Annotated in this window: 23 protein-coding genes; 8 read left to right on the top strand and 15 right to left on the bottom strand. The window is 61.3% G+C overall.

Going from position 1 to position 23,916, the window contains the following annotated elements; genetic code table 11:
• Positions 1-46: 46 nt before the first annotated feature.
• The 5 genes from HCF10_RS22490 to puuE all read right to left on the bottom strand — a co-directional run bounded on the left by HCF10_RS22490 (position 47) and on the right by puuE (position 4,452).
• The gene (locus tag HCF10_RS22490; protein WP_053129242.1) at positions 47-1,336 is read right to left on the bottom strand and encodes a urate hydroxylase PuuD; all 1,290 of its coding nucleotides are present in this window, start codon (positions 1,334-1,336) and stop codon (positions 47-49) included.
• Between the two features lie 51 nt (positions 1,337-1,387).
• Entirely contained in the window at positions 1,388-1,891 is a 504-nt protein-coding gene (locus tag HCF10_RS22485) for an ureidoglycolate lyase (protein ID WP_027603915.1), read from the bottom strand.
• 85 nt (positions 1,892-1,976) lie between these two features.
• A complete protein-coding gene (alc, locus tag HCF10_RS22480) occupies positions 1,977-2,972 on the bottom strand; it encodes an allantoicase (RefSeq protein ID WP_167656438.1) in 996 nt (331 codons plus the stop codon).
• Positions 2,973-3,013: 41 nt separating this feature from the next.
• On the bottom strand, positions 3,014-3,529 hold the full coding sequence (uraD, locus tag HCF10_RS22475; RefSeq protein ID WP_145336499.1) for a 2-oxo-4-hydroxy-4-carboxy-5-ureidoimidazoline decarboxylase: 516 nt from the start codon (positions 3,527-3,529) through the stop codon (positions 3,014-3,016).
• Positions 3,526-4,452, bottom strand: coding sequence for an allantoinase PuuE (gene puuE, locus HCF10_RS22470; RefSeq protein ID WP_131700361.1), 927 nt, complete (start codon positions 4,450-4,452; stop codon positions 3,526-3,528). The genes uraD and puuE overlap by 4 nt, the downstream gene beginning before the upstream one ends.
• Before the next feature lie 380 nt (positions 4,453-4,832).
• On the opposite strand from puuE, the gene uraH reads away from it, so the two are divergent.
• Together uraH and HCF10_RS22460 are read left to right on the top strand one after the other, a co-directional pair.
• Positions 4,833-5,186, top strand: coding sequence for a hydroxyisourate hydrolase (gene uraH / locus HCF10_RS22465; RefSeq protein WP_131700362.1), 354 nt, complete (start codon positions 4,833-4,835; stop codon positions 5,184-5,186).
• Positions 5,187-5,342: 156 nt separating this feature from the next.
• Complete coding sequence (locus tag HCF10_RS22460) at positions 5,343-10,559, top strand: dermonecrotic toxin domain-containing protein (RefSeq protein WP_167656437.1); 5,217 nt, start codon at positions 5,343-5,345, stop codon at positions 10,557-10,559.
• Here the strand turns inward: HCF10_RS22460 and HCF10_RS22455 are convergent.
• From HCF10_RS22455 to HCF10_RS22445, 3 genes are all read right to left on the bottom strand, one after another.
• The gene (locus HCF10_RS22455; protein ID WP_167656436.1) at positions 10,540-11,181 is read right to left on the bottom strand and encodes a LysE family translocator; all 642 of its coding nucleotides are present in this window, start codon (positions 11,179-11,181) and stop codon (positions 10,540-10,542) included. The genes HCF10_RS22460 and HCF10_RS22455 overlap by 20 nt on opposite strands.
• Before the next feature lie 14 nt (positions 11,182-11,195).
• Positions 11,196-12,542 carry a solute carrier family 23 protein gene (locus HCF10_RS22450; RefSeq protein WP_167656435.1) on the bottom strand — a complete coding sequence of 449 codons (1,347 nt, stop codon included), beginning with the start codon at positions 12,540-12,542 and terminating at the stop codon, positions 11,196-11,198.
• Positions 12,543-12,732: 190 nt separating this feature from the next.
• Positions 12,733-13,167 (bottom strand): MarR family winged helix-turn-helix transcriptional regulator, encoded by a 435-nt coding sequence (locus HCF10_RS22445; protein WP_167656434.1) that lies wholly within the window; start codon positions 13,165-13,167, stop codon positions 12,733-12,735.
• A gap of 81 nt (positions 13,168-13,248) precedes the next feature.
• On the opposite strand from HCF10_RS22445, the gene HCF10_RS22440 reads away from it, so the two are divergent.
• The gene (locus HCF10_RS22440) at positions 13,249-14,415 is read left to right on the top strand and encodes an aminotransferase-like domain-containing protein (protein WP_167656433.1); all 1,167 of its coding nucleotides are present in this window, start codon (positions 13,249-13,251) and stop codon (positions 14,413-14,415) included.
• Between the two features lie 10 nt (positions 14,416-14,425).
• Positions 14,426-15,028: a glutathione S-transferase family protein gene (locus tag HCF10_RS22435; RefSeq protein WP_131700368.1), complete on the top strand. Its 603-nt coding sequence runs from the start codon at positions 14,426-14,428 to the stop codon at positions 15,026-15,028.
• Positions 15,029-15,088: 60 nt separating this feature from the next.
• Here HCF10_RS22435 and HCF10_RS22430 read toward each other — a convergent pair whose 3' ends face one another.
• Positions 15,089-15,985, bottom strand: coding sequence for a LysR family transcriptional regulator (locus HCF10_RS22430; RefSeq protein ID WP_145336492.1), 897 nt, complete (start codon positions 15,983-15,985; stop codon positions 15,089-15,091).
• Positions 15,986-16,115: 130 nt separating this feature from the next.
• On the opposite strand from HCF10_RS22430, the gene HCF10_RS22425 reads away from it, so the two are divergent.
• The 3 genes from HCF10_RS22425 to HCF10_RS22415 are packed head-to-tail and all read left to right on the top strand — an operon-like array spanning position 16,116 to position 19,058.
• On the top strand, positions 16,116-17,408 hold the full coding sequence (locus tag HCF10_RS22425; protein WP_167656432.1) for a CitMHS family transporter: 1,293 nt from the start codon (positions 16,116-16,118) through the stop codon (positions 17,406-17,408).
• A 1-nt stretch (position 17,409) separates the two neighbouring features.
• The gene (locus HCF10_RS22420) at positions 17,410-18,735 is read left to right on the top strand and encodes an acyclic terpene utilization AtuA family protein (RefSeq protein WP_167656431.1); all 1,326 of its coding nucleotides are present in this window, start codon (positions 17,410-17,412) and stop codon (positions 18,733-18,735) included.
• The gene (locus HCF10_RS22415) at positions 18,732-19,058 is read left to right on the top strand and encodes an AtuA-related protein (protein ID WP_131700372.1); all 327 of its coding nucleotides are present in this window, start codon (positions 18,732-18,734) and stop codon (positions 19,056-19,058) included. The genes HCF10_RS22420 and HCF10_RS22415 overlap by 4 nt, the downstream gene beginning before the upstream one ends.
• Positions 19,059-19,106: 48 nt before the next feature.
• Here HCF10_RS22415 and HCF10_RS22410 read toward each other — a convergent pair whose 3' ends face one another.
• From HCF10_RS22410 to HCF10_RS22390, 5 genes are all read right to left on the bottom strand, one after another.
• Positions 19,107-19,478 carry a glutathione S-transferase N-terminal domain-containing protein gene (locus HCF10_RS22410; RefSeq protein ID WP_065926614.1) on the bottom strand — a complete coding sequence of 124 codons (372 nt, stop codon included), beginning with the start codon at positions 19,476-19,478 and terminating at the stop codon, positions 19,107-19,109.
• Positions 19,479-19,579: 101 nt separating this feature from the next.
• Entirely contained in the window at positions 19,580-20,125 is a 546-nt protein-coding gene (folE, locus tag HCF10_RS22405) for a GTP cyclohydrolase I FolE (RefSeq protein WP_003442011.1), read from the bottom strand.
• 78 nt (positions 20,126-20,203) lie between these two features.
• The gene (locus HCF10_RS22400; RefSeq protein WP_105162625.1) at positions 20,204-20,761 is read right to left on the bottom strand and encodes a Smr/MutS family protein; all 558 of its coding nucleotides are present in this window, start codon (positions 20,759-20,761) and stop codon (positions 20,204-20,206) included.
• A 75-nt stretch (positions 20,762-20,836) separates the two neighbouring features.
• Positions 20,837-21,157 carry a hypothetical protein gene (locus HCF10_RS22395; protein ID WP_131700373.1) on the bottom strand — a complete coding sequence of 107 codons (321 nt, stop codon included), beginning with the start codon at positions 21,155-21,157 and terminating at the stop codon, positions 20,837-20,839.
• A 141-nt stretch (positions 21,158-21,298) separates the two neighbouring features.
• Positions 21,299-21,889 carry a cysteine hydrolase family protein gene (locus tag HCF10_RS22390; protein WP_065926616.1) on the bottom strand — a complete coding sequence of 197 codons (591 nt, stop codon included), beginning with the start codon at positions 21,887-21,889 and terminating at the stop codon, positions 21,299-21,301.
• 239 nt (positions 21,890-22,128) lie between these two features.
• On the opposite strand from HCF10_RS22390, the gene prmB reads away from it, so the two are divergent.
• Complete coding sequence (gene prmB / locus HCF10_RS22385) at positions 22,129-23,037, top strand: 50S ribosomal protein L3 N(5)-glutamine methyltransferase (RefSeq protein ID WP_145336485.1); 909 nt, start codon at positions 22,129-22,131, stop codon at positions 23,035-23,037.
• A 66-nt stretch (positions 23,038-23,103) separates the two neighbouring features.
• Here the strand turns inward: prmB and HCF10_RS22380 are convergent, their stop codons facing one another.
• A complete protein-coding gene (locus tag HCF10_RS22380; protein ID WP_065940505.1) occupies positions 23,104-23,913 on the bottom strand; it encodes a hypothetical protein in 810 nt (269 codons plus the stop codon).
• Positions 23,914-23,916 lie beyond the last annotated feature (3 nt).

Below are 23,916 nucleotides of genomic sequence, written 5' to 3'. Positions count from 1 at the left end.
GTGGGAGGGGGCAAGCCCCCTCCCACATTGGAACTATGTGAATCTGTTAGTTGGTACGCGCCCCCTGGTTGATCCAGGTGCCAATCAAATCCCGCTCCTGCTGGGTCATCTGGGTGATGTTGCCCAACGGCATGATTTGGCTCGCCACCGCCTGTGCCTGGATACGCGCCGCCTGTTGCTGGATCTGCGCTGGTGTATCGAACATCACTCCGGCCGGCGCGGTGCTGAACAGCGGGCTGGTGGGCTTGGCCGAATGGCACACGGCGCAGCGTTCCTGGATCACCCCGTGGACCTTGTCGAAATCAATCGTCGCCTGGGCGGGCGCAGGTGCGGCAGCAGGTTCGGTCGCCGCAGGTGCGGCAGGTTTCAAGCCGCCGCCCAATGCGGTTTCCGGCAACGGTTGGTACTCGATGGCCGCAGGTGCCTTGGCAATCGGTTCGGCCGGCTTGGGCCCGGTCACATACGCCAGGCAAATCATGGCCAACGCACCCACCGGCAAGGTCCACGCATACTTCTGGCTGTTATGCCGAGTGTTGAAGTAGTGCCGCACCAACACCGCCGCCACCGCGATACCCGCCAGGATCAGCCAGTTGTATTGGCTGCCGTAGGTGCTCGGGAAGTGGTTGCTGATCATGATGAACAGCACCGGCAGGGTGAAGTAATTGTTGTGCCGTGAACGCAGCAGACCCTTGGCCGGCAGGGCCGGATCGGGTGTGCGGTTCTCGGCGATCGCCGCCACCAATGCGCGCTGCGCCGGCATGATGATGCGGAACACGTTACCGACCATGATGGTGCCGATCACCGCACCCACGTGCAGGTACGCACCACGACCGCTGAACACTTTGCTGAAACCGTACGCGGCGGCAATCAACAGCACGAACAGGATCAAGCCGAGCAGGGCAGGGCGTTTGCCCAGGGCCGAGTCGCAGAGGAAGGAGTAGATGAACCAACCGGCGAACAGTGAGCCGATGCCCAGCAATACGCCTTCGCTGCCACTGAGGCTGCTGCCGGGGGCGAGCAGGTACAGCGTCGGGTTGAGGTAGAACACCACGCACAGCAGCGCGACGCCCGACATCCAGGTGAAATAGGCCTCCCATTTGAACCAGTGCAGGTTGTCCGGCATGGTCGGCGGGGCCAGTTTGTATTTTTCCAGGTGGTAGATACCGCCACCGTGGATCGCCCACAAGTCACCGGACAGGCCGTCCTTGGGGTTGACACGGTTGAGGTTGTTTTCCAGCCAGACGAAGTAGAACGAAGCGCCGATCCAGGCGACGCCAGTGATCATGTGAACCCAGCGCACGCTGAGGTTCAGCCATTCCAACAGATGTGCTTCCACAGTCTTTACCTCTCGCCTGTCACCCTTGTTGTCGGGTGATCCGGCCTTCTCTTATTGGTGGGGGGCGAGGATCAACCGCTCATCCTCTTTGAAAAAATGCTCATCGCAGTTGTTGCCTGTGCCACTGCGATCAACCACCAGGAAGTCATCCCGCTTTTCGATCGTCAGCACCGGGTGGTGCCAGACGCCGCGATGGTAATTAATGCCCTGCCTGCCGTTGGTGACGAAGGCGCGGACCAAGCCTGATACAGGTGCATCGCCAAGTGGCGCGACCACGATCAGAAAGGGGTTGCCGAGCAGCGGAATGAAGGCCTGGCTGCCCAGCGGGTGTCTCTCCAGCATGCACACGGTCAGCGGCATATCCAGCGCGTCGGCGCGGAAGATGCTGATGATCGCGTTGTCTTCAGGCTGTGCGGTTTCTACCGTTGCCAGCTTGTGAAAGCGCATGGTCGACCCGTTGTTGATCATGAAGTGATCGCTGCCGTCGGTTTCGATAACGTCTCCGAAAGGGGCGAAGGCTTCTTTGGTCAAGGGTTCGATCATCAGTGTGCGCATGGCTGTCTCTTATCCGAATTCTGTGTTGTGTCATTCAGTTCCTGTGGCGAGCGGGGCAAGCCCGCTCGCCACAGGGATTCACTGCTTACTTCGAAACTTTACCCAGTACGCGCAGGCGGCTCACACCGCCATCCGGGAACACGTTCAAGCGGATGTGGGTAATCGGGCCCAGTTCCTTGATCTGCTCGGCGAAGGTGTGTTCGGCGTGCATCTCGAGTTTCTGTGCCGGCAGCAGTTCGCGCCAGAACAGCGATTGGGTTTCGATCTGGCTGTCGGTGCCGCCCTTCACGAAGGCGCCCTGGATCGAGCAGGTGTCCGGGTAGTTGCCCTTGAAGTGCAGGGTGTCGACGATGATCTTCTCGATTTCGCCGGGGTGGCCCAGGGCGACGATCACCCAGTCATTGCCTGGCGTACGACGACGGGCGGTTTCCCAGCCATCACCCATGTTGACGCCACGGCCGGGGTTGAGAATGTTGCTCATGCGCCCGAAGTGCTCGTCGGAACACGCCAGTGCGCGGCCACCGTTCAGTGCTGCCGCCAGGTCGATCTGTTCGTTGTCGCCCACTGCCGACCAGTCGCGGAACGGCACGCCGTACACACGCAGACGGGCCACGCCGCCATCCGGGTAGATGTTGAAACGCAGGTGGCTGAACGCCTGGTCGTTGCTGATCTCGTGGTAGTGGTGGCTGTTGCCTTGCAACTCGACGGCCGACAGGACTTCTACCCACTGGGTATTGTCGTCAGGCTCGCCCGAGGCCAGGAAGCAGGCTTCCAGGGAGGCCGACGGCGGGTAGTTGCCGGTGAAGAATGAAGTGTCGATGTCCACGCCCTTGATCGAGCCCGGTACGCCCAGTCGGATCACTGCGCTGTCGTAGCCTTCGAAGCGCTTGCGGCGTGACTCCCAGCCGTCCATCCACTTGCCGTTGTCATCGAAAACGCCCTCCTTCCACACGGCCGGGGTCGGCTGGAACAGGCGGTTGGCGTCGGCGAACCAGTCATCCGTCACGGAGATGATCTTGGTGCCCAGGCGGGCGTCGGCCAGGTTGACGAACTTCTCGAAGGGTACGGCGTAAGCTTTCATTCTTCTTGTCTGCCTTAAATAGAGTGGCTGGGGATGGTCGTTTAGAGGGTCAGTAAACGGAACAACGCGATCTTGTTGATCTCGGCCAGTGCGCAGTTGAACTCAGCGTCTACCGAGTTGTGAATGCGCGTTTCGAATGCGGCCAGGATCTGATGCCGGTTGCTGCCTTTTACCGCCATGATGAAGGGAAACTTGAACTTGGCCTTGTAGGCATCGTTCAGCTCGGTGAAGCGTGAGAACTCTTCGGCCGTGCAGTGGTGAATCCCCGCGCCAGCTTGCTCATCGGTGCTGGCTTGGGTGAGTTGGCCCTGGACGGCAGCTTTGCCGGCCAGGTCCGGGTGAGCGTTGATCAACGCCAACTGACTGGTGTGATCCGCGCTCAACAAGATGTCGCTCATGCGCTGGTGCAGGGTTTCGATCTGGTCGATCGAGGCGTCCTGGCCCAGGTCGAAGGCCTTTTCGGCCACCCATGGCGAATGTTCGTAGATGTCGGCGAAGGCGTTGACGAAGGCGTCGCGGCTCAAGGTCGAGGGTTTCAGGGTCTGGAAGGTGCTCATTTGGCCGCTCCCTGAAAAGGGTGTACGTCATGCCAGTGGCGCGCGATGTCGACGCGGCGGGTGAACCACACCTGTTCGTGGCCTTTGGCGTATTCGATAAAGCGCTTCAACGCGGCCAGGCGCGCCGGACGGCCGATCAGGCGGCAGTGCAGGCCGATGGACAACATTTTCGGTGCCTCGCTGCCTTCGGCATACAGCACGTCGAAAGCGTCCTTGAGGTACTCGAAAAAGTCATCGCCCTTGTTGAAGCCCTGCACCTGGGTGAAGCGCATATCGTTGGTGTCCAGGGTGTAGGGGATCACCAGGTGCGGCTTGCCGTTGGGCGTGTTGGGTTCCCAGTAGGGCAGGTCGTCGTCGTAGGTATCGCAGTCGTAGAGGAAGCCGCCTTCCTCCATTACCAGCCGCCGCGTGTTGGGGCCGGTGCGCCCGGTGTACCAGCCCAACGGGCGTTCGCCGGTCAGTTCGGTGAGGATACGGATGGCTTCGAGCATGTGCTCGCGCTCCTGGGCCTCGTCCATGTATTGGTAGTCGATCCAACGGTAGCCGTGGCTGCAGATCTCGTGGCCGGCTTCAACCATGGCGCGGATCACATCCGGATGGCGCTGGGCCGCCATGGCCACGGCGAAGATGGTCAGCGGAATGTCGAATTCCTTGAACAACTTGAGGATGCGCCACACGCCGGCACGGCTGCCGTATTCGTACAGCGACTCCATGCTCATGTTGCGCTCGCCTTGCAGCGGCTGGGCCGAGACCATTTCCGAGAGGAAGGCTTCGGACTCTTTGTCGCCATGCAAAATGTTGCGTTCGCCGCCTTCTTCGTAGTTGAGTACGAAAGACAGCGCAATGCGTGCGTTGCCCGGCCAGTGGGGGTGAGGAGGGTTACTGCCGTAACCGATCAGGTCGCGTGGGTAGTCAGCGCTCACTGCAGTCTTCCTTCTTGTTCGTGGTAGCAAGTGTGTGGCGGCCAGCGGAAAGACTGGGTGGCGTCACAGCGATGGGCTGATTGTATACAACTTAATGCTCACTTTGTAAGTCTGCATTTCCGCATTTTTTCCAGGTGCTTGGCTCAATTTAGTACTGCAAGAAACTTGCCCAGTTGGTCAGCAAACGGACAAAAGGTCTTTAAAAAGCAAGGCTTGCTGGGAAATCGCGTAGAGGATCGAGCCGCCGCAGGGTGTGCAAAACTTTGTGATTTTTATTGTGTACAATTTTTGTTAAAAGTGTCTTAATCGATGCGTCAACGGCTTTTTCATGCCCCGTATAGGTGCAGCCTATTTCACTTCATGCAAGGGAGCCCCGCCCCATGGGACGACTGACCACACACGTGCTGGACGCCGCCCACGGCTGCCCCGGCAGCGCCATCCAGGTTGAGCTGTACCGCGTCGAAGGCGCGCAGTTGGAGCTTGTGAGTACCGCCGTGACCAACAGCGACGGGCGCTGTGACGCGCCGCTGTTGCAAGGCGAAGCGTACCGCAGTGGCGTGTACCAATTGCAATTCAGCGCCGGTGACTACTATCGCGCCCGTGGCGTGCAATTGCCGGAGCCGGCCTTCCTCGACGTCGTGGTGCTGCGCTTTGGCATCAGCGCCGAGCAGGATCACTACCACGTGCCCCTGCTGATTTCGCCTTACAGCTACTCCACCTATCGCGGTAGCTGAGTCGTCACCTCGCTTCACACCCCCAAAGCTCTTCGTTGGTTTTTCGCCCGCCCACACTGCGGGCTTTTTTTTGCATGTCAGAGCGTTCAATTATCTAGCGCCTCCTGAGGGAATGGGCTGCATAGGCTAGGTGTTTTCCACGATGAAGATACCGCCGTGACCTCACCTGACGATTCCGATGTACCTGACAACGATGCGTTGCAGGCCATGCGTACCGAACTGACACGGCGGATCAACGCCAGTCCTCATCCCAGCCTCTTGATCAATCGGCTCGTCGGCGTCGACCTGCGTTGTGCCGAATCGGCGAAATGCCAGGCGCGACTGATCCTTAGAGCCCCCAGGGTGCTGCGAGTAATCCGCGCCGAGTTGCGCCAGGCCTTTGATCTGGACCCCGATACCCTGCTGTTTACCGAACCCAAGCCGCCGGCCGCGGCACAAAAAATCGACAGTTTGACCGACCGGGCGTTACGGCTGCTGGTCTTGCCGTCGGTGCCGATCAACCTCAATCAGTTTACGGTCGTCAGCCTCAAGGCCGACCCGTCCCGCCGTTTGCCATTTACCCCCCTGGAGGCGTTGCGGCGGGTCATTGCGCTGAATCTGCTGGCTCGGCTTACCCACGTGCAGGGCGCGTATTGGCAGGCATTGGAGCTGGGCTCCTGGCTGACCCGCAAAGAGCGCTGGGTTGAACTGCACAAGCAGCTGTTCGCCGACCAGGCCTTTGTGGCGCGGCAATTGAACGAGCTCTCGAGCGCCGGGGCGCTAATGGTCCAGGCGGTGGTGGACGCGTCGACGGTCGAGGCCCGTCAGCGCGCGGGCGGGCCGTTAGCCAGCGTCCAGGCGTGTGAGCTGATGTGGCCCGGCATGGGGCCACGGCTGATGCCGATTCCCGGAGCGCTGCATATCTATCGTGAGGGCGACCCGACGGAGGCACCCCATGTGATGTATCTCCCGGGCGCAAATCGCACGTTCTACGAGTACCCATCCTTTGCTCGCATGCAGTGTGGCCTGGTGGCGCTGATCAATGGCGCGCTGTTCGACGACCTCTGGCAGTGCCTGCCACTGCGGCGTCGGCACGAGGTGTGCGGGCCCGCCGCTGTCCTCGCGGCTGCTCGCGGCTTGGCGTTGCGCGGCGATGCGTTGACGTTCAGCGCGCAGGCGGTGCTGGAGGGGCAATGGGAAAATGAGTTGGCCTGTGCGGTGTCGGTCAACCTCGCGCAGGTGTTTTCCAGCGGGCACCTGCCACCGACGATCAGCGCAGCCCCTTTCCTCACCTACATAGAACGCGGCAGGCAACACTGGGTGGGCAAGGCTCGCCTGGGAAATATTCGCCGTGAGTTGCAGGGCTGGGATGCGCATCGGCGGCGTGAGGAAATCATTTTCGCCAGTACCGCACCCACGTTGGCGGTGAACACCGTACTGCAACAGCTCAAGCGTTATGAACAAGGCCTGATGTCGCTGCTCGACCCGCAGGATCCTTTGGACGACCCGCAGGCCTTTCGAGACTTCGTGGCGCTTGAGGCGCAGTGCAAGGGGCCGGCGGACTCACTGCGCGCGCTGTTGAAAAATGCGCAGTTGCAACTGTTCCAGGCGGCCTTCTGGAAAGCGCGTCCCGACGGAAAACAGAGACGCCTGGGCACGGTTATCCGCGCGTGGACTGACACGCTGCGTTGCGCGATCCAGTTACAGCACCGACTCGGGTTGATTGGCATCGACGCTCTGAATCTGCTCGTCGAGGTGCTGGACAAGCCGCTGGCCAGCAGGCGCCAGGGCAGTGACTGCCGCGTGCTTGGCGTGCGGCTGGGCAATGGGACTGACGCCATGTACCCGCTGCACAGCGTGTTTGCGGTCACCCGGGCAGCGGCGGTCCGTGATCACGGGCAGCGGGCTCCTGTGGTGCTCTGCGCTTTCGGACGGGAGGGCGGCGTGGCCACCTTTAGCCGCTTGGCGGCGTTATCCCGCAGCATCAAGGCCAGTCTCGGCAGTCGGGATGAGTCGATGTTATGGCGCTATGTCGATCGGCCGGATCGCAACGCGGTGCGTGAGCATGTCGGCCGTCAAACCTTGGTGGTGGGGTACGAACCCATCGAGGGCAACCCCGTACTGCTTGCGCTCAAAAGGTTGGTCAAGGGGTATGTCAGCCTGCAGCGCAGTATCAATGACCGCGCGAGTATTTTCAGTGAAACCCAGGATGCCCAACTGAGCCGCCTGTTGTTGGCGGTCGAGTTGGAGGAGGGCCTCAGCGCACCCGTCAACGCTGCGCTGATTCAAGCACGGGCGCATTTCGACCTGGTACGTAAAGCCGCAGGTGCGAGAAAAAAGTTGCCGCTGTGGCTGGCCAAGGCGGCAGTGGCCCAACGTAACCGCTTCAAACATTTGCAGAGCCGCTACCTGGGCAATACGTGGGCTTTTGAAGAGGGCCTTAGGCGGCGTTTGCCTGATCTGCAAACCTTTGCCCGCAGTGCCTTGGTCGCCCGCCTGCGCGAGGATGGCCTGTATCCGAAACTGGACATCGACACCCCCTTTATCGAGCTGCCGGACCAGGTCGATGGACGGTTCTGCGGATGGGATAGCGCCTGTCCGGTGGGGGACCGCAACGAGATCCTGACCCCCAGCACGCAGCGCAGATCCTTCAGCCTCCTGCAATTGGTGCTGCATAACCTGGACCCACAAATGATGCCCACCTGGTGGCGTTTCCGCTACGGGCGCTATCTGCAGGCGGCCTGGAAACAGCTGCTGGGCACACATTATCTGGTCAACATGGTGTCGTCGCTGGATGTAGGAGGCCGCTACGAGGCGTTGATCAACAAGGTCTTTTATCCGCCGCCTGCTGGTGAGTCCAGTGACGGTGACGCGCGTGTCCCACAATTGCTCCAGCGCGCTTTGCTGACCGGCACCGATGTTCATCTGTATTCGGCGATTCAACAGGGGCTGACAGCGAGTGCGCAGAGCCTTTTCAATACCGCGATGGCAGCGGAAACTCCCGAACACCTGCGTAAAAACGGCCATCAATTGCAACTCTACGTGGTTCATCTGGTGGGCCACACCCTGCAGCACGATCGCTACATCGGCGGAATCCTGGTGATCCACGACCTGTCTTCCCTGCTCTGCGTGGTCTACTGGCCGACTGCGCCGGATACCGTCAACCTCACGGAGCATGTCAGCCTGCAGCACGCCAGAGAGTACCTGAACAGCATGGGCGCGCGGCCTGATAATGTCGCGGCACTGGCCCGTCATGTCGCGCCCGGCTGGGCGTTTGAAGCCATTACTCATCATCCCGGCCCACTGGGCGGGGCGCCGGTATCGTTCGGCCTGGCCTTTCTAAGCCCTGAATATGCGATGTCGCACGGGGTCTGGCGCGGCGCCGAGTTCGTGCGCTCATTCACCATTAAACACCGGTTGCCCACTGCGCTTGTCGAGGAGATCGAAAAACAGATCCATGAGCAGATTGCCAGCGATTCCCTGAACTGGCTGGCCCTGGTGCCTACCTCACACTGCGATGCCAGGGCCTTGTTGTATCACGCACGGGTACTGGACCAGCACCATCAGGCCCAGGCCAACAGCAATTCCGGCAAGACCCTGGAAAAGTACCGAGAGCTGCGGCTGGAAGAGGAAAAGGATACCCGCCGGCGCGCATTGGTATCTGTTTTTTCCCCCCTGTTCGGGTTGGTTAACCAGTTGTATGAGTTGCTACTGACCTCGCGGCGTTATCACCACAGTGGTGAGGGTCGCGACGCGGTAGATGTGGCTTTCGGCACGCTGTTCTTGAGCATAGAGCTTTTGCTGACCTTCGTTCCCGGCCCCAAACCGAAGCCGGGCGCTGTGGTTCGTCCATGGCGGCGTTCGCTCGATCTCGGCTTGAATCGTATCCACCGCTCGGCGGCCATCCAGCCCGGCCGGGTTTCCCGCCTGCCCAAGTCGCCATCGATGGTCACCCGGCTCAAGCCCGTGGAGGGCTTCAGGGGCCAGGGTGTGCCAGCGGACGCCGTCGCGTTGAGCGGGCTGGGCGAGCAGGGCATTTACGTTGCGCGCGGCGAGCATTTCATTGTCGAAGGTACGCATCACTTCCCGGTATACCGCCGTGGCGATGAGGGGTTCTTTCGCCTGAAGAACAAGACGACACCGGGGGCGGATGAGCTGATTCTGACGATTTATTCCCCGGGTGAATGGCTGCTTGGGGCAGATGCACCCGTGGCCGGACCGAGTTCGGGGGTACTGAGCCCGTTGCGAGCGCTCGCCCAGCCGGCGGACTGGCACCCCCCCATTGCGCGCAATGCGACGGAAAATCGCATTCGCCAGTCATCCGCGCCCGCCAATTATTGGTCCGACTGGCGAATCCAGGTGCCCGAGAATCAATCGTTGGGTAGCTCGGCTTCCGGTGTGTTTCATCTTCATCAGGAAGCTCCAGGGTTTCCCTACGATGCCATCTACGTGGGACCGAGGTATGACACGCCAACGCACTCGGGGATCGGCTATTACCGGTTGCTGCACCAAGGCGAGCATGCGCCGTTGGACAACATCGCGTTTATCGCCAGGAACGAACCGCTGGTTTCAAAGGCTCACGTAGACATCGAGCGTTGGACAGGTACAGCGCTTGGAGAGCAGCCGATTCCGGTCTCGCGCACTTCATCGGGTCAATGGCAGTTGCATGCGCCGCTCTTCGATGGGCCGCTCGAGCCATTGATCGGCAGGGCTTTTCCGACCATGACCAGCAAGAGCCGGGAGTTTGCGCTCGCAAGGGTCATTGAGTTGGCAGACGCTTCTCGCTCGGTAACGGCCAGTCATTTGCTTAACCTGCGTGCAACGCTGGACGACTGGTTGACCCCAAACCCCGTGAGGCTTGGTCAGACGGATGATTTACTGAAGTTGTTGCGGCCCACTGAAAGGAGGGGCGCCAATTTACTTATCGGTTACGAAGGCAAGGCGCCCGGCTTTACCCGTGTCGATTTCAGGCCGGATGTAACGTTGGAGCCGAGGCTCAGAACCGAGAGCAAGCAACTCGCGCCGCAGCGCAGTACCGCGCAGCAGGCGGCAGTCAAGGCCGTGCTGGAAGGGCAGGGCTTCAGTCTTCACGAATGGCAGGTGCGGCGCGGAACGATACGCCCTAATGAATTGATAGCGACTCATCCCCGTTCGAACCATCTGTACTACATGACTTACCAATGGCTTGAGCGAGGGGCCATTCAGTTGAAAACGAAACTCTCGGATAAGTGGCTCAACACGGCAATCCAATCCCATAAGGATTCCGTGCTGGCCGCGACGGTCCAGGGGGCTCTGGATGAACAACGCCTGGTCCGGATCGTCACCGGCGTTCAATGGCCCAGCCTGGGAAACGTGCCGCCCACGGTTTACTTTGTCAAAGTGAACCCGCTCTGACTTTGATCAGCGAGGCGACGCCGGCACAGCCGAACAGGGCGGCACTGACACGGTTGAACCAGCTCTGGCCCGAACCGCTGCGCAGGTACCGCGCAGCCCCATGGGCGCCCAGGCCATAGGCCAGCTTGCACAGCAGGTCGAGCAGGGTCCAGGTGGCGATCATGATCAGCAATTGCGGCAGGAAGGGTTGCTGGCTACTGAGGAATTGCGGCAGGAAGGCGGCGAAAAACAGGATGTCCTTGGGATTGCTGGCCCCCAGTACAAAGGCGCGACCGAACAGCGCGCGAAAACGCGGCACCGGGGCCGCTTCCGGAACCTTCGCGCCCTGGGACGGCAGGCGCGATTGCTGCCAGCTCTGCCAGGCGAGGTAGAACAGGTACAGCGCACCGACAATCTTCAACGCGCTGAAGAGTTGTTCCGAAGCGAGCAGCAATGCGCCCAGGCCCAGGGCCGACGCGCTCAGCAGGCAGATCGAGGCGATCACTCCGCCGAGAAACGCCGGGTAGGAGCGGCGCAGGCCGTAGTTCAGGCTGTTGCTGATCATCAGCAACGACAGCGGCCCCGGGATCAGGATCACCACCAGCGCAGCGCCGCTGAACAGCAGCCAGGTTTCCAGACTCATTGCATGCTCCTTTTCTATAGAAAGACGAACTTGGCGATAAAGATCGCGCCCAACACCCACAGGCTTACGGAAATCTCGCGGTACTTGCCGGTACCGGCCTTGAGCGCCACATAGGTGATAAAGCCCAGGGCGATACCGTCGGCGACCGAGAAGGTCAGGGGCATCATGATCGCGGTCACGATGGCCGGGATGCTGTCGGTGGCCTCATCCCAATTGATGTGGGCCATGCTCGCCATCATCAGCATCGCCACGTAGATCAGCGCGCCTGCGGTGGCATAGGCCGGAATCATCCCCGCCAGCGGCGCGAAAAACATCGCCGCTACAAACAACACGCCGACCGTTACCGCCGTCAACCCGGTACGGCCCCCGGCGGCAACTCCGGCAGCGCTTTCCACGTAGCTGGTCACCGGCGGCACACCCACCATGGCGCCGAACACACTCGAAGCGCTGTCGGCCTTCAGGGCGCGGGACAGGTTATCGATCTTGCCGTCGGCGTTGACCAACCCGGCGCGTTGCGCAACGCCCATCAGTGTACCCGCAGTGTCAAACATGTGCACAAACAGGAAGGCAAATACAACGCTGATCATGCTGACATTGAATACACCTTTTATGTCCATGGCCATCCAGGTCGGCGCCAGGCTCGGTGGCGTGGAGAGAATGCCGTTGTAGTGCACCAGGTCGAGACCCCAGCCGGCCAGGGTCACGGCGATGATGCTGATGAGGATCGCGCCGAACACCCGGTGGTAGCTGAGGATCGCGATCAGCAGGAAACACACCGCCGCCAGCAGCGGCGCCGGCTCGTGCAGCGAACCGAGCTTGATCAGCGTGGCCGGGCTGTCGACGATAATGCCAGCGGTTTTCAGTCCGATCACCCCGAGGAACAACCCGACACCGGCGCCCATGGCGTGGCGCAGGCTCACCGGAATGCTGTTGAGCAGCCATTCGCGCACCCGGGAGAGCGTCAGGCCCATGAACAGCACCCCGGAAATAAACACCGCACCCAGCGCGGTTTCCCAGTGGTAGCCCATGGTGCCGACCACGGTGTAGGTGAAAAACGCATTCAGCCCCATGCCCGGCGCCAGGCCCACCGGCCAGTTGGCGTACAGGCCCATCAAAAGGCACCCCAGCGCGGCGGCGATGCAGGTGGCGACGAACGCAGCGCCGTGATCGATGCCGGCGTCGGCCATGATATTGGGGTTGACGAAGATGATGTAGGCCATGGTGATGAAGGTGGTGAGGCCGGCGATCAGCTCGGTCTTCACTGTGGTGCCATGCAAGCGCAGTTTGAACAGGCGTTCCAGCCAGCCGTTCTGTGAGGGGGCAAGGTCCAGCGTCGGGGCTTCGGATTTGCGGCTATCCACAGCGAGTACTCCTCAAGCATTTTATTGTTATGTCCAGCGCGGTGCGCTGTGAGGTACCGGCGGGTTTTGTTGACTGATAGGTCAGGAACTCGCACGAAGCGAATTATGCTTTTGTATACAAAGAAAGCAAATAATGTTTTCTATTTTCTGTGTGAAAAGGATGAAAGGCAACGCTCACTCGCCACCGGGATCAAGGCTGGCCTGCAAGTGCCTGATTCACCGCCAGCCAGCCCGTCACCGCTTCTTCCCCGGCTTCGGCGAAGGCACGCCGCAACAACTTCACCTGTTCACGGCGCAGCGACTGCTCGAAACGCAGGCCTTCCTCGGTCAATTCCAGCAGGCGTTTGCGCTTGTCGGTCTCCGACGCAACGCTGTCCACCAGGTACATTTCCTGCAATTGGCGTAGCGGCATGTTCAGCGCCTGCTTGCTCACACCGAGCAATTCCAGCAGTTCCTTGACGCTCAACGCCGGGTAGCGCGCGATAAAAAACACGATGCGCTGGTGCACCCGGCTCAGCCCACGGCGCTCGAGCATTTCATCGGCCTTGGCAGTGAACGCCTGGTAACCGAAGAAGAACGCTTCCATGGCTTGTTGCTGGCTGTTTTGGTTTTTAAGGTCAAGCATGTTGACGTATCCACTCAAGCTGACGTAATTTCGGTCAACCAGTTTGACGTATTTCCCACAGGCTTCGCTAGCGGTGACCTTATGGCCTTCTCTGAACGTGTTACGCGCCTCAAAAGCTCCTTGATCCGTGAAATCCTCGCGGCCGCCCAGCGCCCGGAAGTGATGTCGTTTGCCGGTGGCCTGCCGGCCGAAGCCATGCTGCCGGCGCTGGACTGGGATGATATGCCGCTGAATATCGGCCAATACGGCATGAGCGAAGGTGAGCCGCAGTTGCGTGAACTGCTCGCCGCCGAGGCGCGTGCGTTGGGTGTGCCGTGCCAGGCCAGCCAGGTGCTGGTGGTCAGCGGTTCCCAGCAAACCCTGGACCTGGCGGCCAAGCTGTATATCGACAAAGGCACCCAGATCCTGCTGGAAGGCCCGACTTACCTCGCTGCGTTGCAGATCTTCCAGCTGTTCGGCGCCGACTGTCTCACCGTGCAACTGGAAGCCGATGGCCCCAACCTGCCCAGCCTGCGCGCCAACCTCGAGCGCCATCGCCCGGCGTTCATCTACCTGATCCCGACCTTCCAGAACCCTTCGGCCGTGCGCTACAGCGAAGCCAAGCGCGAGGCCGTCGCCGCCTTGCTCGACGAGTTCGGCGTGACCCTGATCGAAGACGAACCCTATCGCGAGCTGACCTTCGACGGCGGCAGTGCGCAGCCCATCGTCGGCCGCTTGAAAAAAGCCAGCTGGATCTACACCGGCACGGTCTCCAAGACCCTGCTGCCCGGCCTGCGCGTGGGCTACCTGATCGCCAGCCCCGACCTGTTCCCGCACTTGCTCAAGCTCAAGCAGTCGGCGGACCTGCACACCAATCGCGTCGGCCAGTGGCAGGCCATGCAGTGGATCGGCACGCAGAAATACCAGCAGCACTTGGTGGAACTGCGCAGTTTCTACCGCGAGCGCCGCGATGCATTCCAGGTTGCATTGGCGCGTCACTTCGCCGATCTGGCCGACTGGCAAGTGCCCCAGGGCGGATTATTCTTCTGGCTGACCTTGAAACAGCCGCTCGATACCCGCACCTTGTTGGCTCCTGCGCTCGATCAGGACGTCGCGTTCATGCCCGGTGAACCGTTCTTTTCCGAGCCGGACCAGCATTTAGGCTCACTGCGACTCAACTTCAGCCACATCGACCCGGCCCGCCTGGACGAAGGGCTCAAGCGCCTGGCCGCGGTGGTCCGTCAAGCACTGCACGCGCAAGCGGCATAAGGGGAGCCCCATGTACAAGGTTTATGGCGATTACAAGTCGGGCAACTGCTACAAGGTCAAATTGATGCTCAACCTGCTGGGCATCCCGTATCAATGGGTGGATATCGACATCCTCAACGGCGATACCGAGACCCCTGAGTTCCTGGCCAAGAACCCCAACGGTAAGATCCCGGTGCTGGAACTGGAAGACGGCACCTGCCTGTGGGAGTCCAACGCGATCCTCAACTTCCTTGCCGATGGCAGCGAGTTCCTGCCTACCGAGCCGCGCCTGCGCACCCAAGTGCTGCAATGGCAGTTCTTCGAGCAGTACAGCCACGAGCCGTACATTGCAGTGGCGCGGTTTATCCAGTTTTACCTGAACATGCCGGAAGATCGCCTGGAGGAATACAAGACCACCCACAAGGGCGGTTACAAGGCCTTGCGGGTGATGGAGCGTCAGTTGCAGGCCACGCCTTACCTGGTGGGCGACCAGTATTCGATTGCCGATATTGCGCTGTATGCCTACACCCATGTGGCCCATGAAGGGGGTTTTGACCTGGCGCCTTACCCCGCGGTGCAGGCGTGGTTGAAGCGCGTGGCCAGCCATCCCAAGCATGTGGCGATGCTCGACTGATCACCGCGGTCAAAAAATGTGGGAGGGCGGTGCGACGATTCGACTTGCCCCCTCCCACATTCAGCTCGATGTCGTGTCAGATAATTCATAATTCAGCAGGTCAAAACAGCGCTGCGCCGCCGGGCTCAGGCCCATGCCGCTGCGACTGATCAACCCGATCTCCCGGTTCACCCCAGGATGGTCAATGTCGATGCGCTTCAACCCCGCCAGGCTGTCCGCCGCCGACTCCGGCAGCACACTGATCCCCAGGCCCTGGCGCACCAACGCCAGCACCGTCGACATGTAGTTGGCCTCCATCCCGGCATTCATCGTCAGCCGCGTTTCGTCAAACAGCGCGTCCACCTGCTCGCGCACGCTGCTGTCGCGGCCGGTGAGGATGATCGGTTGGTCCGCCAGTTGCTCCAGGGTCAATTGGCGATGGTGGGCGAGGGGGTGATCCAGCGGCACAAATGCACACAGCCGATCATTCAGCACCGGCACGAACTCCAGGCCATGGCTTAGCCGCGCCCGTACGCCAATACCAAAATCCACTTCGCCTGCGCGCACCTGGGCATGAATACGGTGGGCCACCAGGTCCTGCAAACGCACCTCGATCCCGGCAAAACGCTCGCGAAACCGGCGCAGGGCCGGGGGCAGGGCGCCGGCGCAGACCGAAGGCAGGGCCGCGAGGGTGACCACGCCACGGCGCAAGGCCGCGAGGTCGCGGGAGCCGGTGACGATGTTGTCCAGGTCCAGCAGCAGCTTTTCCATCGGCCCGCGCGCGTCCTGGCCGGCAGCGGTGATGCTCACATGCCGGGGGCTGCGGTCGAGCAGGGCGACGCCGAGCCAGTCTTCGAGTTGTTGCACCTGCACGGTGAGTGCCGAAGGCGAAAGATGCAGCTCATGGGCGGCCTTGGTAAAGCTGCCGGTACGGGCCACCGCAAGGAACGCTTGAATATGCTGGATCGAATTTTTCATTGTTGTTTTTCTCGAGCGTTTTGTTTTTACGAATATGACTGGCTGAACATTCCAATTTACAAAGACTAACGCGCTTCCAATACTCCAGGGAAAACAATAACCGGCCACCAAGGCCGCTCTGGAGTAACCCATGCTCGCTACCCTGGGTGTCATTACCATCCTGTGCCTGCTCGCTGCCGTCATGAGCAAACGCCTCTCGCCACTGGTGGCCCTGATCGCCTTGCCGATCATCGCCGCGCTGCTCGGTGGGTTCGGCCTGCAAACCAGTGCCTTCATCATTAGCGGCATCAAGAACGTCGCCCCTGTGGTGGGCATGTTCGTGTTCGCGATCCTGTTTTTCGGGATCATGACCGATGCCGGGATGCTCGATCCCATCATTGATCGCATCCTGCGCACGGTAGGGACGCGTCCTACACGGATTGTCGTCGGTACCGCGACCCTGGCCCTGCTGGTGCACCTGGACGGTTCCGGGGCGGTCACCTTTCTGGTGACGGTGCCGGCGATGCTGCCGTTGTATACGCGGCTGGGCATCGACAAACGCATCCTCGCCTGTGTCTGCGCGATGGCGGCCGGGGTCAACTTCCTGCCGTGGACCGGCCCGGTGCTGCGCTCTTCGGCGGCCTTGCACGTACCGGTGGCGGACCTGTTCCAGCCGCTGATCCCGGTGCAGATCGTCGGCCTGATCTTCGTCTTTGCCTGCGCGTGGTGGCTCGGCCGGCGTGAAGAAAAACGCCTGGGCCTGGGCGCCGGCTCCAGCGTGGATGCCGTGCCGCAACGGGTGCTCAGCGACGACGACATCAAGCTGCGCCGCCCACGCCTGTTCTGGGTCAACCTGATCCTGACCGTGCTGGTCATGGTGGTGATGATCGCCGGCTGGGTCGACCCGGTGGTGATGTTCATGCTTGGCACCGTGGTAGCGCTGTGCATCAACTACCCGAACGTGGACGCCCAGCGCGCACGCATCGATGCCCATGCGAAAACCGCCCTGACCATGGCCAGTATCCTGCTCGCCGCTGGGGTGTTCACTGGCATCATGCAAGGCACGGGCATGCTCAAGGCCATCGCTGAAGTGGCGGTAGCGCAGATTCCGGCCGGCCACGGCAAGCTGATCCCAGCGGTGGTGGGCTTCCTGTCCATGCCGCTGAGTATGCTGTTCGACCCCGACTCTTACTATTTCGGCGTAATGCCGGTGATCGCCGAAGTCGGCAAGGCGCTGGGCGTCGACCCACTGCAAGTGGCCCAGGCCTCGTTGCTGGGTGTACACACCACCGGTTTCCCGGTCAGCCCGCTGACCCCGGCGACCTTCCTGTTGGTGGGCCTGTGCAAGATCGAATTGGCCGATCACCAGCGCTTCACCATCCCTTTTCTGTTTGCCGCGTCGGTGTTGATGACCCTGACCGCGTTGCTCCTGGGAGTGATTTGAGATGAAAACCTTGCGCATCGGTTCCGGCGCCGGCTATTCCGGTGACCGTATCGAGCCTGCCGTGGAATTGGCCGAGCGGGGCGACCTGGATTACCTGGTGTTCGAGTGCCTGGCCGAACGCACTATCGCCCTGGCGCAGCAGGCACGAATCAGCGACCCACAGGGTGGTTATGACCCGCTGCTCAGTGAGCGTATGCAGCGTGTGCTGCCTTACGTCGGCCGCCATGAAGGGCGCCGCCGCCTGCGGGTGATCACCAATATGGGCGCGGCCAACCCGGTGTCGGCCGCCGTTGAAGTGCGCCGTATCGCCACGGAGCTGGGCCTGCACCTCAAGGTCGTGGCCGTGGTGGGCGATGATGTGTTGGAGGTCTTGCGGCCCGAGCAATTGCTGGATAACGGCCAGACCGTGGGGTCACTCGGCAAGCGCCTGATTTCCGCGAATGCCTACCTGGGCGTCGACGGCATTCTTGACGCCTTGCGCGCCGACGCTGATGTGGTGATCACCGGGCGTGTGGCCGACCCGTCGCTGTTCCTCGCCCCGCAGGTGTTTGAGTTCGGCTGGGCGGCGGACGACTGGCAGCGCCTGGGGCGCGGCACGTTGGTCGGGCATTTGCTGGAGTGTGCCGGGCAGGTCAGCGGTGGTTATTTTGCCGATCCCGGTTTCAAGGACGTGGACGATCTTGCGCGCCTGGGTTTCCCGTTGGCCGAGATCGATGCTGCCGGTGAGGCCGTGATTACCAAGGTTGCAGGCTCCGGTGGGCGGGTCAGCCGTGCCACTTGCACAGAACAACTGATCTACGAAGTGCATGACCCTGCGGCGTATTTGACGCCTGACGTGACGGCCGACTTCTCCCAGGTGGGGTTTGTCGAAGAGGCTGTTGATCGCGTGCGCGCCCAGGGGGCGAGTGGTCGTGCACGGCCGGAGCAGTTGAAGGTCAGCGTCGGTTACCTGGATGGCTGGATTGGCGAAGGGCAGATGTCCTACGGCGGCCCCGGCGCGGTCGCACGGGCGCAGCTGGCGCGGGATGTCGTACTCAAGCGTTTGGAACTGATGGGCGTGAAGATGCAGGACGTACGCGCCGAACTGATCGGCATGGACTCGCTGCACGGTCCACGCAGCAGCATAGAGCCCTGGGAAGTACGCCTGCGCGTGGCTGCCCGCTGTGAAGACCGCAGCGAAGCTGTGCGGGTCGGCAACGAAGTGGAAACCCTCTACACCAACGGCCCGTCCGGTGGCGGTGGTGCGAGTAAAAGCGTACGGCAGGTGGTGGCGGTGGTGTCGTTGCTGCTGCCCCGTGACGCGGTCAACCCGAGGATCGAAGCATGAAACTGCACACGCTGGCCCATTCCCGTACCGGCGATAAGGGCGACACCTCGAACATCTCGATCATTGCCTATCGCGTCGAGGATTATCCGTTGCTGCGTGAGCAGCTCACGGCCGAGCGCGTGGCCGAGTTTTTTGCGGGCTTGCTGGAGCCTGGCGCTGCGCCGGTACGGCGTTATGAACTGCCCAACGTGCAAGCGCTGAACTTCGTACTGCCGGGGATATTGCGCGGCGGCGTAACCCGTTCGCTGGCGCTGGATGCCCATGGCAAGTGCCTCGGCTCGGCGCTGCTTGAGTTGGACCTGGATTTGCCAACACCGAACTGAATGTGGGAGGGAGCAAGCTCCCTCCCACATTGGATCTCAGCAGGTCTGTCAGACCGCAGCGAAACGCTTGTCCAGGTAATCGATGATCACTTTGGAGTCATACATCCAGGTGGTCTGGCCATTCTCTTCGATGCGCAGGCACGGCACCTTGATCTTGCCGCCTTGCTCCAGCAGGGTCTGGCGGTCCTGCTCGTTGTTCTTCGCGTCCTTCAATGCCACCGGCACATTCAGGCGGTGCAGGGTGCGGCGGGTCTTCACGCAGAACGGGCAGGCGTGGAATTGATACAGGGTCAGGTCCTTGGCCGCTGCGTTCACCTGCGCCTGTTGTTCGGCAGGGCGCTGCTTTTTGCGCGGACGGGTAAGTAAGTCGCCGGCGATGATGACGTGGCCGAGGCCCACTCGAAGTGCTTTGACGAACATGGCTGAAACCTCTTGCCCATGAAGAAGGGGCCGCAGCTTACCTTAATTCTGCAGGCGAAAAAAAACCGGCGATGAACGCCGGTGTTTTTCTACGCAGCCTATTACTTGATCAGGCTTAGGAATTCGCTGCGGGTGGCCGCATTTTCGCGGAACTCACCCAGCATCACCGACGTGATCATCGACGAATTCTGTTTCTCCACACCGCGCATCATCATGCACATGTGCTTGGCTTCGATCACCACGGCCACGCCCAGGGCGCCGGTCACTTGCATCACCGCGTCGGCGATCTGGCGGCTGAGGTTTTCCTGGATCTGCAGGCGGCGCGCATACATGTCGACAATCCGCGCGACCTTCGACAGGCCCAGCACTTTGCCGCTCGGGATATACGCCACATGCGCCTTGCCGATAAACGGCAGCAGGTGGTGTTCGCACAACGAGTACAACTCGATGTCCTTGACCAGCACCATTTCGCTGTTGTCGGAGCTGAACAAGGCACCGTTGGTGACTTCTTCGAGTGTCTGTTCATAGCCGCGGCAAAGGTACTGCATCGCCTTGGCGGCACGCTTAGGCGTGTCGAGCAGGCCCTCGCGGGAAACGTCCTCGCCGAGTTGGCCGAGGATCGCGGTGTAATTCTGTTCCAGGGACATGAAACTACCTGTGGGATTTTCGCAAAGCGCAAGGTTACGGTGGCCGACACATCGCTGCAAGCCTGACGATGGCACTTGTTACTCGTCGCGCCCTTCCATCATCGTGCGCTTGAGCATCACATACACCGCCCCCGCCCCACCGTGGCGTGCCTGGCACGAGGTAAAGCCGAGCACCTGGGCATGCTGGCGCAGCCAGGTGTTGACGTGGCTCTTGATCATCGGCCGCTTGCCGTCCAACCGCACGGCCTTGCCATGGGTGACGCGCACGCAGCGGATTTCGAACTTGGTGGCTTCGGCGAGGAAGGCCCACAGGGTTTCCCGGGCTTTTTCCACGTTCATGCCGTGCAAGTCGAGGCTGCCTTCGAACGGGATCTGACCAACCTTGAGCTTGCGCATCTGGCTTTCCTGCACGCCGTCGCGGGCCCACATCAGTTCGTCTTCAGGGCCGACGTCAATCACGAACTGGTCCGACAGGCCATCGACGGTAGTGGCGTCGGTGCGCACGGTCGCGGCCTGGCGCAATTTGGCGATCTGCGCCCGGTCGGCCTTGGGTTTGCCGGTGTCGGCGCGGTCGTGCTTGATCGGCTTGACGCCGCGCAGCTCGTTTTTGAACAGGGAAAAATCGTCGTCTTGCATGTCAGCCTCCGCGAAGGGCGGGCAGTTTACCTAAATCGCGGCGGCCGGGGCGCAGGAAACGCTATCCAAGCGCCATCAGTCGTGCTTTTTCATCAGGTGCGAAGCGATGTTCAGTGACAACGGCTGGCGCATCTTCCGACGGCTGCGTCGCCATAACCAGACGCCCAGCCACAGCACCAGCAACCCGATCACCGCCAGGAGCGCCGAACCGCCGGGGCTGGCATTCAGTTCACCAAGGGCCGGCGAGTGGCCAAACAAACCGGCGCCACCAGCGCCGGTCAACAGCAAACCTACTACCGCCAGCAGCGCGGCAATGCCGGCCACCAAGCGCAGACGCCAGTTGCTCGGGCCCTTGGGGCGCAAGCGACGAGCGTCAAAACCATCGGATATCTTCATTCCGACCTTTCCTCCAGGGTATCGGCCCTTCGACCGGAAGTTACACAGGTTGTTCCTGTGCCAGAGGTAATTGCAGCAAATGACAGGCATTTGCAGATGAGCGGGGCCATCAACAGGCCGCACCGCTCATCAGAAGCACGATCAGATCAGATCTTTAGTCAGGGCGAGGGTGGCGAAGTTGTCAGCCATGATGGCCATCTCGGTCTGCTGCACATGCTCGGCGCTCAGGATGCCGCCCTTGTAGGGCAGGTCGCGGGTGGCGCAGGCGTCTTCCACCAGGGTGCAGCGAAAGCCCAGGTTCTTGGCAGCGCGTACGGTGGTGCTGACGCTGGAATGGCTCATGAAGCCGCAGACGATCAGGTCCAGGGAGCCGAGGTCCTGCAGGTGTTTTTCCAGGCCGGTGCCGTGGAAGGCGCTGGGCAGCAGCTTGCCGATGATGGTTTCGTCACCTTGAGGTTCAAGGCCGGGGATGAACTCACCACGCTCGCCCTGCGGGTCAAACAGGCCGCCCACGGTACCGAGGTGGCGCACATGCACGATCGGGCGTCCGGCGTTGCGCGCAGCGGCGACCAGTTGCTTGATATTGCCGACCGCCGCGTCCATGCCGGAGAGGGCGAGCGGGCCACTGAGGTATTCCTTTTGGGCGTCGATGATCACGAGGGTCGCATGGCCAAGGTTGGCAGCTGCGTAACCACGACCGCTGAGTTGAAACATCGTCTTTGGAACGGACATTCTGGGGCTCCTGTGAGGGGGGCTTTTGCGTCATTGTCCACTGGCTGAGCGGTTCTGTGAATCGCTACTATCGTAAGGTACGCCGTTGCTGGCGTGCAGCCATGTCAAGTGGCGGTGATGTTTAACCGAATGATGGCGATTTGGATGAAATCCGACGTACGGCGACAGGTTTTCGTACATCGTCGGCACAGGCGAAGGCTGTTAGAATCGCCAGTCGTTTTTTCCAGGAGTCTGCCCCCGTGATCACATCCCGCCTGCGCACCTTGCGCGACCACATCCGTTGGGCTGTCAGCCGTTTCCATGGGGAAGACCTGTTTTTTGGCCACGGTACCGACAATGCCTGGGACGAAGCCCGGCAGTTGGTGCTCGGCGCTTTGCACCTGCCATGGGAAATTGCCGACAGCTACCTGGATTGCAACCTGGAAGAAGAGGAAATCTCCCACGTACAACGCTTGCTGCATCGCCGTATCCACGAGCGCGTGCCTACCGCGTATCTGTTGAAAGAGGCGTGGTTCTGCGGCATGTCGTTTATCGTTGACGAGCGCGTGCTGATCCCGCGTTCACCCATCGGCGAGTTGATCGAAAACCGCTTCGAGCCTTGGCTGGCCCAACCGCCGGCGCGCATCCTCGACCTGTGCACCGGCTCCGGTTGCATCGGCATTGCCTGCGCTTACGAGTTCCAGGACGCCGAAGTGGTACTCGGTGACTTGTCCTTCGAAGCCCTGGAAGTAGCCAACCAGAATATCGAGCGCCATGGTGTCGACGAGCGCGTGTACACCGTGCAGGGCGATGGCTTCGACGGCCTGCCGGGCCAGCGCTTTGACCTGATTGTGTCCAACCCACCGTATGTGGATGCCGAAGACTTTGCCGACATGCCGGACGAATACCAGCACGAGCCGGAGCTGGGCCTGGCCTGTGGCGACGATGGCTTGAACCTGGTGCGGCGCATGCTGGCCGAGGCGGCGGACCACCTGAACGAGAAGGGTTTGCTGATTGTCGAGGTGGGTAACAGCCAGGTGCATGTTGACGCGCTGTACCCGGAAGTGGACTTCGCCTGGCTGGACTTCCAGCGGGGTGGGCATGGGGTGTTCATGCTCACGGCCGAACAGTGCCGGGAACATCAGGCAATCTTCGCCGCTCGGGTTTAACCAACCTTATCTGTAGAAAATGTGGGAGGGGGAAAGCCCCCCACATTTTGATTGCTTTCCAGCCGGCTAGCGGTGCGTGGCAATCCAGATCAACAGCCCCGCCTGAAACACGGTGAACGCCACCAGGCAGGTGATGGTAAACCGCAACCCGCTGTCCTCACGCTTGAACTTGGTGACCTTTTCTTCTTCCTTGCGCAGCTTCACTTCCTGCTCCAACAGGTTGTGCTCGGCCTGTTGCAGCATCTGCGCGGCTTCAAGGATCTCCACGAACTGCACCTTCTCGGTGTTCCAACTGTCGAGCACGTCGCTGACCTTGCCCGGCTGCACGTTGCCTTTGAGGTGCTGCACATCGGCGTAGGCCACATCGAAACCCTGGACGCGCAGGAAGTGATCGCGGCGCAGGCGTGTGGCTTCGTTGAGTGCATCCTTGTTGGCCAGGTCCACGCCATCGACGCGGTAGTGCGACCATTTCTTCTTCGCCCACGCGGCGCCCTGGGCCACCAGGAAGCGACCGATGCCGCGGTTGGCCGGTTCGATTTCCAGGCTGTTGCCCGGGCCGAAGTGCACGCGGTGTTTATCGTGATCCACCCAGATATCCAGATGGTTCTGCTCACGGCGCACCCGTTGCCCCGGCAATTGGATGACCATGCGCAACAGGCTGTGGTGTTTGTCATGGCGCTCGGCATAGCCGAACTGTACGAACCGTAGCGGCCGCAGGCCGGTGGCGCGGTCGGTGGCCAGTGGGGCCAGGCGCAGCATCTTGAAATGCTCGGCCTGAACATCCGCCCACGGCAGGGGAGCCGCCGTGTCGATGGCCTCGGTTTTTTCAGCCGGGGTGTCGGCGGTCGGTTCCGGTGTTGCTTCAGTGGTTGTCATGCG

The sequence above is a fragment of the Pseudomonas sp. B14(2022) genome (assembly GCF_012030485.1).
In the GTDB taxonomy this organism is placed as follows: domain Bacteria; phylum Pseudomonadota; class Gammaproteobacteria; order Pseudomonadales; family Pseudomonadaceae; genus Aquipseudomonas.
This window is presented reverse-complemented; position numbering and strand designations above follow the sequence as displayed.

Excerpts from the sequence above, each read along its gene's own strand:
- HCF10_RS22440 (WP_167656433.1), top strand. The coding sequence starts at position 13,249 with ATGGCCTTCTCTGAACGTGTTACGCGCCTCAAAAGCTCCTTGATCCGT.
- HCF10_RS22435 (WP_131700368.1), top strand. The coding sequence starts at position 14,426 with ATGTACAAGGTTTATGGCGATTACAAGTCGGGCAACTGCTACAAGGTC.
- uraD (WP_145336499.1), bottom strand. The coding sequence starts at position 3,529 with ATGAGCACCTTCCAGACCCTGAAACCCTCGACCTTGAGCCGCGACGCC.
- HCF10_RS22380 (WP_065940505.1), bottom strand. The coding sequence starts at position 23,913 with ATGACAACCACTGAAGCAACACCGGAACCGACCGCCGACACCCCGGCT.
- HCF10_RS22390 (WP_065926616.1), bottom strand. The coding sequence starts at position 21,889 with ATGTCCGTTCCAAAGACGATGTTTCAACTCAGCGGTCGTGGTTACGCA.
- HCF10_RS22455 (WP_167656436.1), bottom strand. The coding sequence starts at position 11,181 with ATGAGTCTGGAAACCTGGCTGCTGTTCAGCGGCGCTGCGCTGGTGGTG.
- HCF10_RS22430 (WP_145336492.1), bottom strand. The coding sequence starts at position 15,985 with ATGAAAAATTCGATCCAGCATATTCAAGCGTTCCTTGCGGTGGCCCGT.
- HCF10_RS22420 (WP_167656431.1), top strand. The coding sequence starts at position 17,410 with ATGAAAACCTTGCGCATCGGTTCCGGCGCCGGCTATTCCGGTGACCGT.
- HCF10_RS22445 (WP_167656434.1), bottom strand. The coding sequence starts at position 13,167 with ATGCTTGACCTTAAAAACCAAAACAGCCAGCAACAAGCCATGGAAGCG.
- folE (WP_003442011.1), bottom strand. The coding sequence starts at position 20,125 with ATGTCCCTGGAACAGAATTACACCGCGATCCTCGGCCAACTCGGCGAG.
- HCF10_RS22485 (WP_027603915.1), bottom strand. The coding sequence starts at position 1,891 with ATGCGCACACTGATGATCGAACCCTTGACCAAAGAAGCCTTCGCCCCT.
- HCF10_RS22410 (WP_065926614.1), bottom strand. The coding sequence starts at position 19,478 with ATGTTCGTCAAAGCACTTCGAGTGGGCCTCGGCCACGTCATCATCGCC.
- HCF10_RS22400 (WP_105162625.1), bottom strand. The coding sequence starts at position 20,761 with ATGCAAGACGACGATTTTTCCCTGTTCAAAAACGAGCTGCGCGGCGTC.
- uraH (WP_131700362.1), top strand. The coding sequence starts at position 4,833 with ATGGGACGACTGACCACACACGTGCTGGACGCCGCCCACGGCTGCCCC.
- HCF10_RS22415 (WP_131700372.1), top strand. The coding sequence starts at position 18,732 with ATGAAACTGCACACGCTGGCCCATTCCCGTACCGGCGATAAGGGCGAC.
- HCF10_RS22425 (WP_167656432.1), top strand. The coding sequence starts at position 16,116 with ATGCTCGCTACCCTGGGTGTCATTACCATCCTGTGCCTGCTCGCTGCC.
- alc (WP_167656438.1), bottom strand. The coding sequence starts at position 2,972 with ATGAAAGCTTACGCCGTACCCTTCGAGAAGTTCGTCAACCTGGCCGAC.
- HCF10_RS22395 (WP_131700373.1), bottom strand. The coding sequence starts at position 21,157 with ATGAAGATATCCGATGGTTTTGACGCTCGTCGCTTGCGCCCCAAGGGC.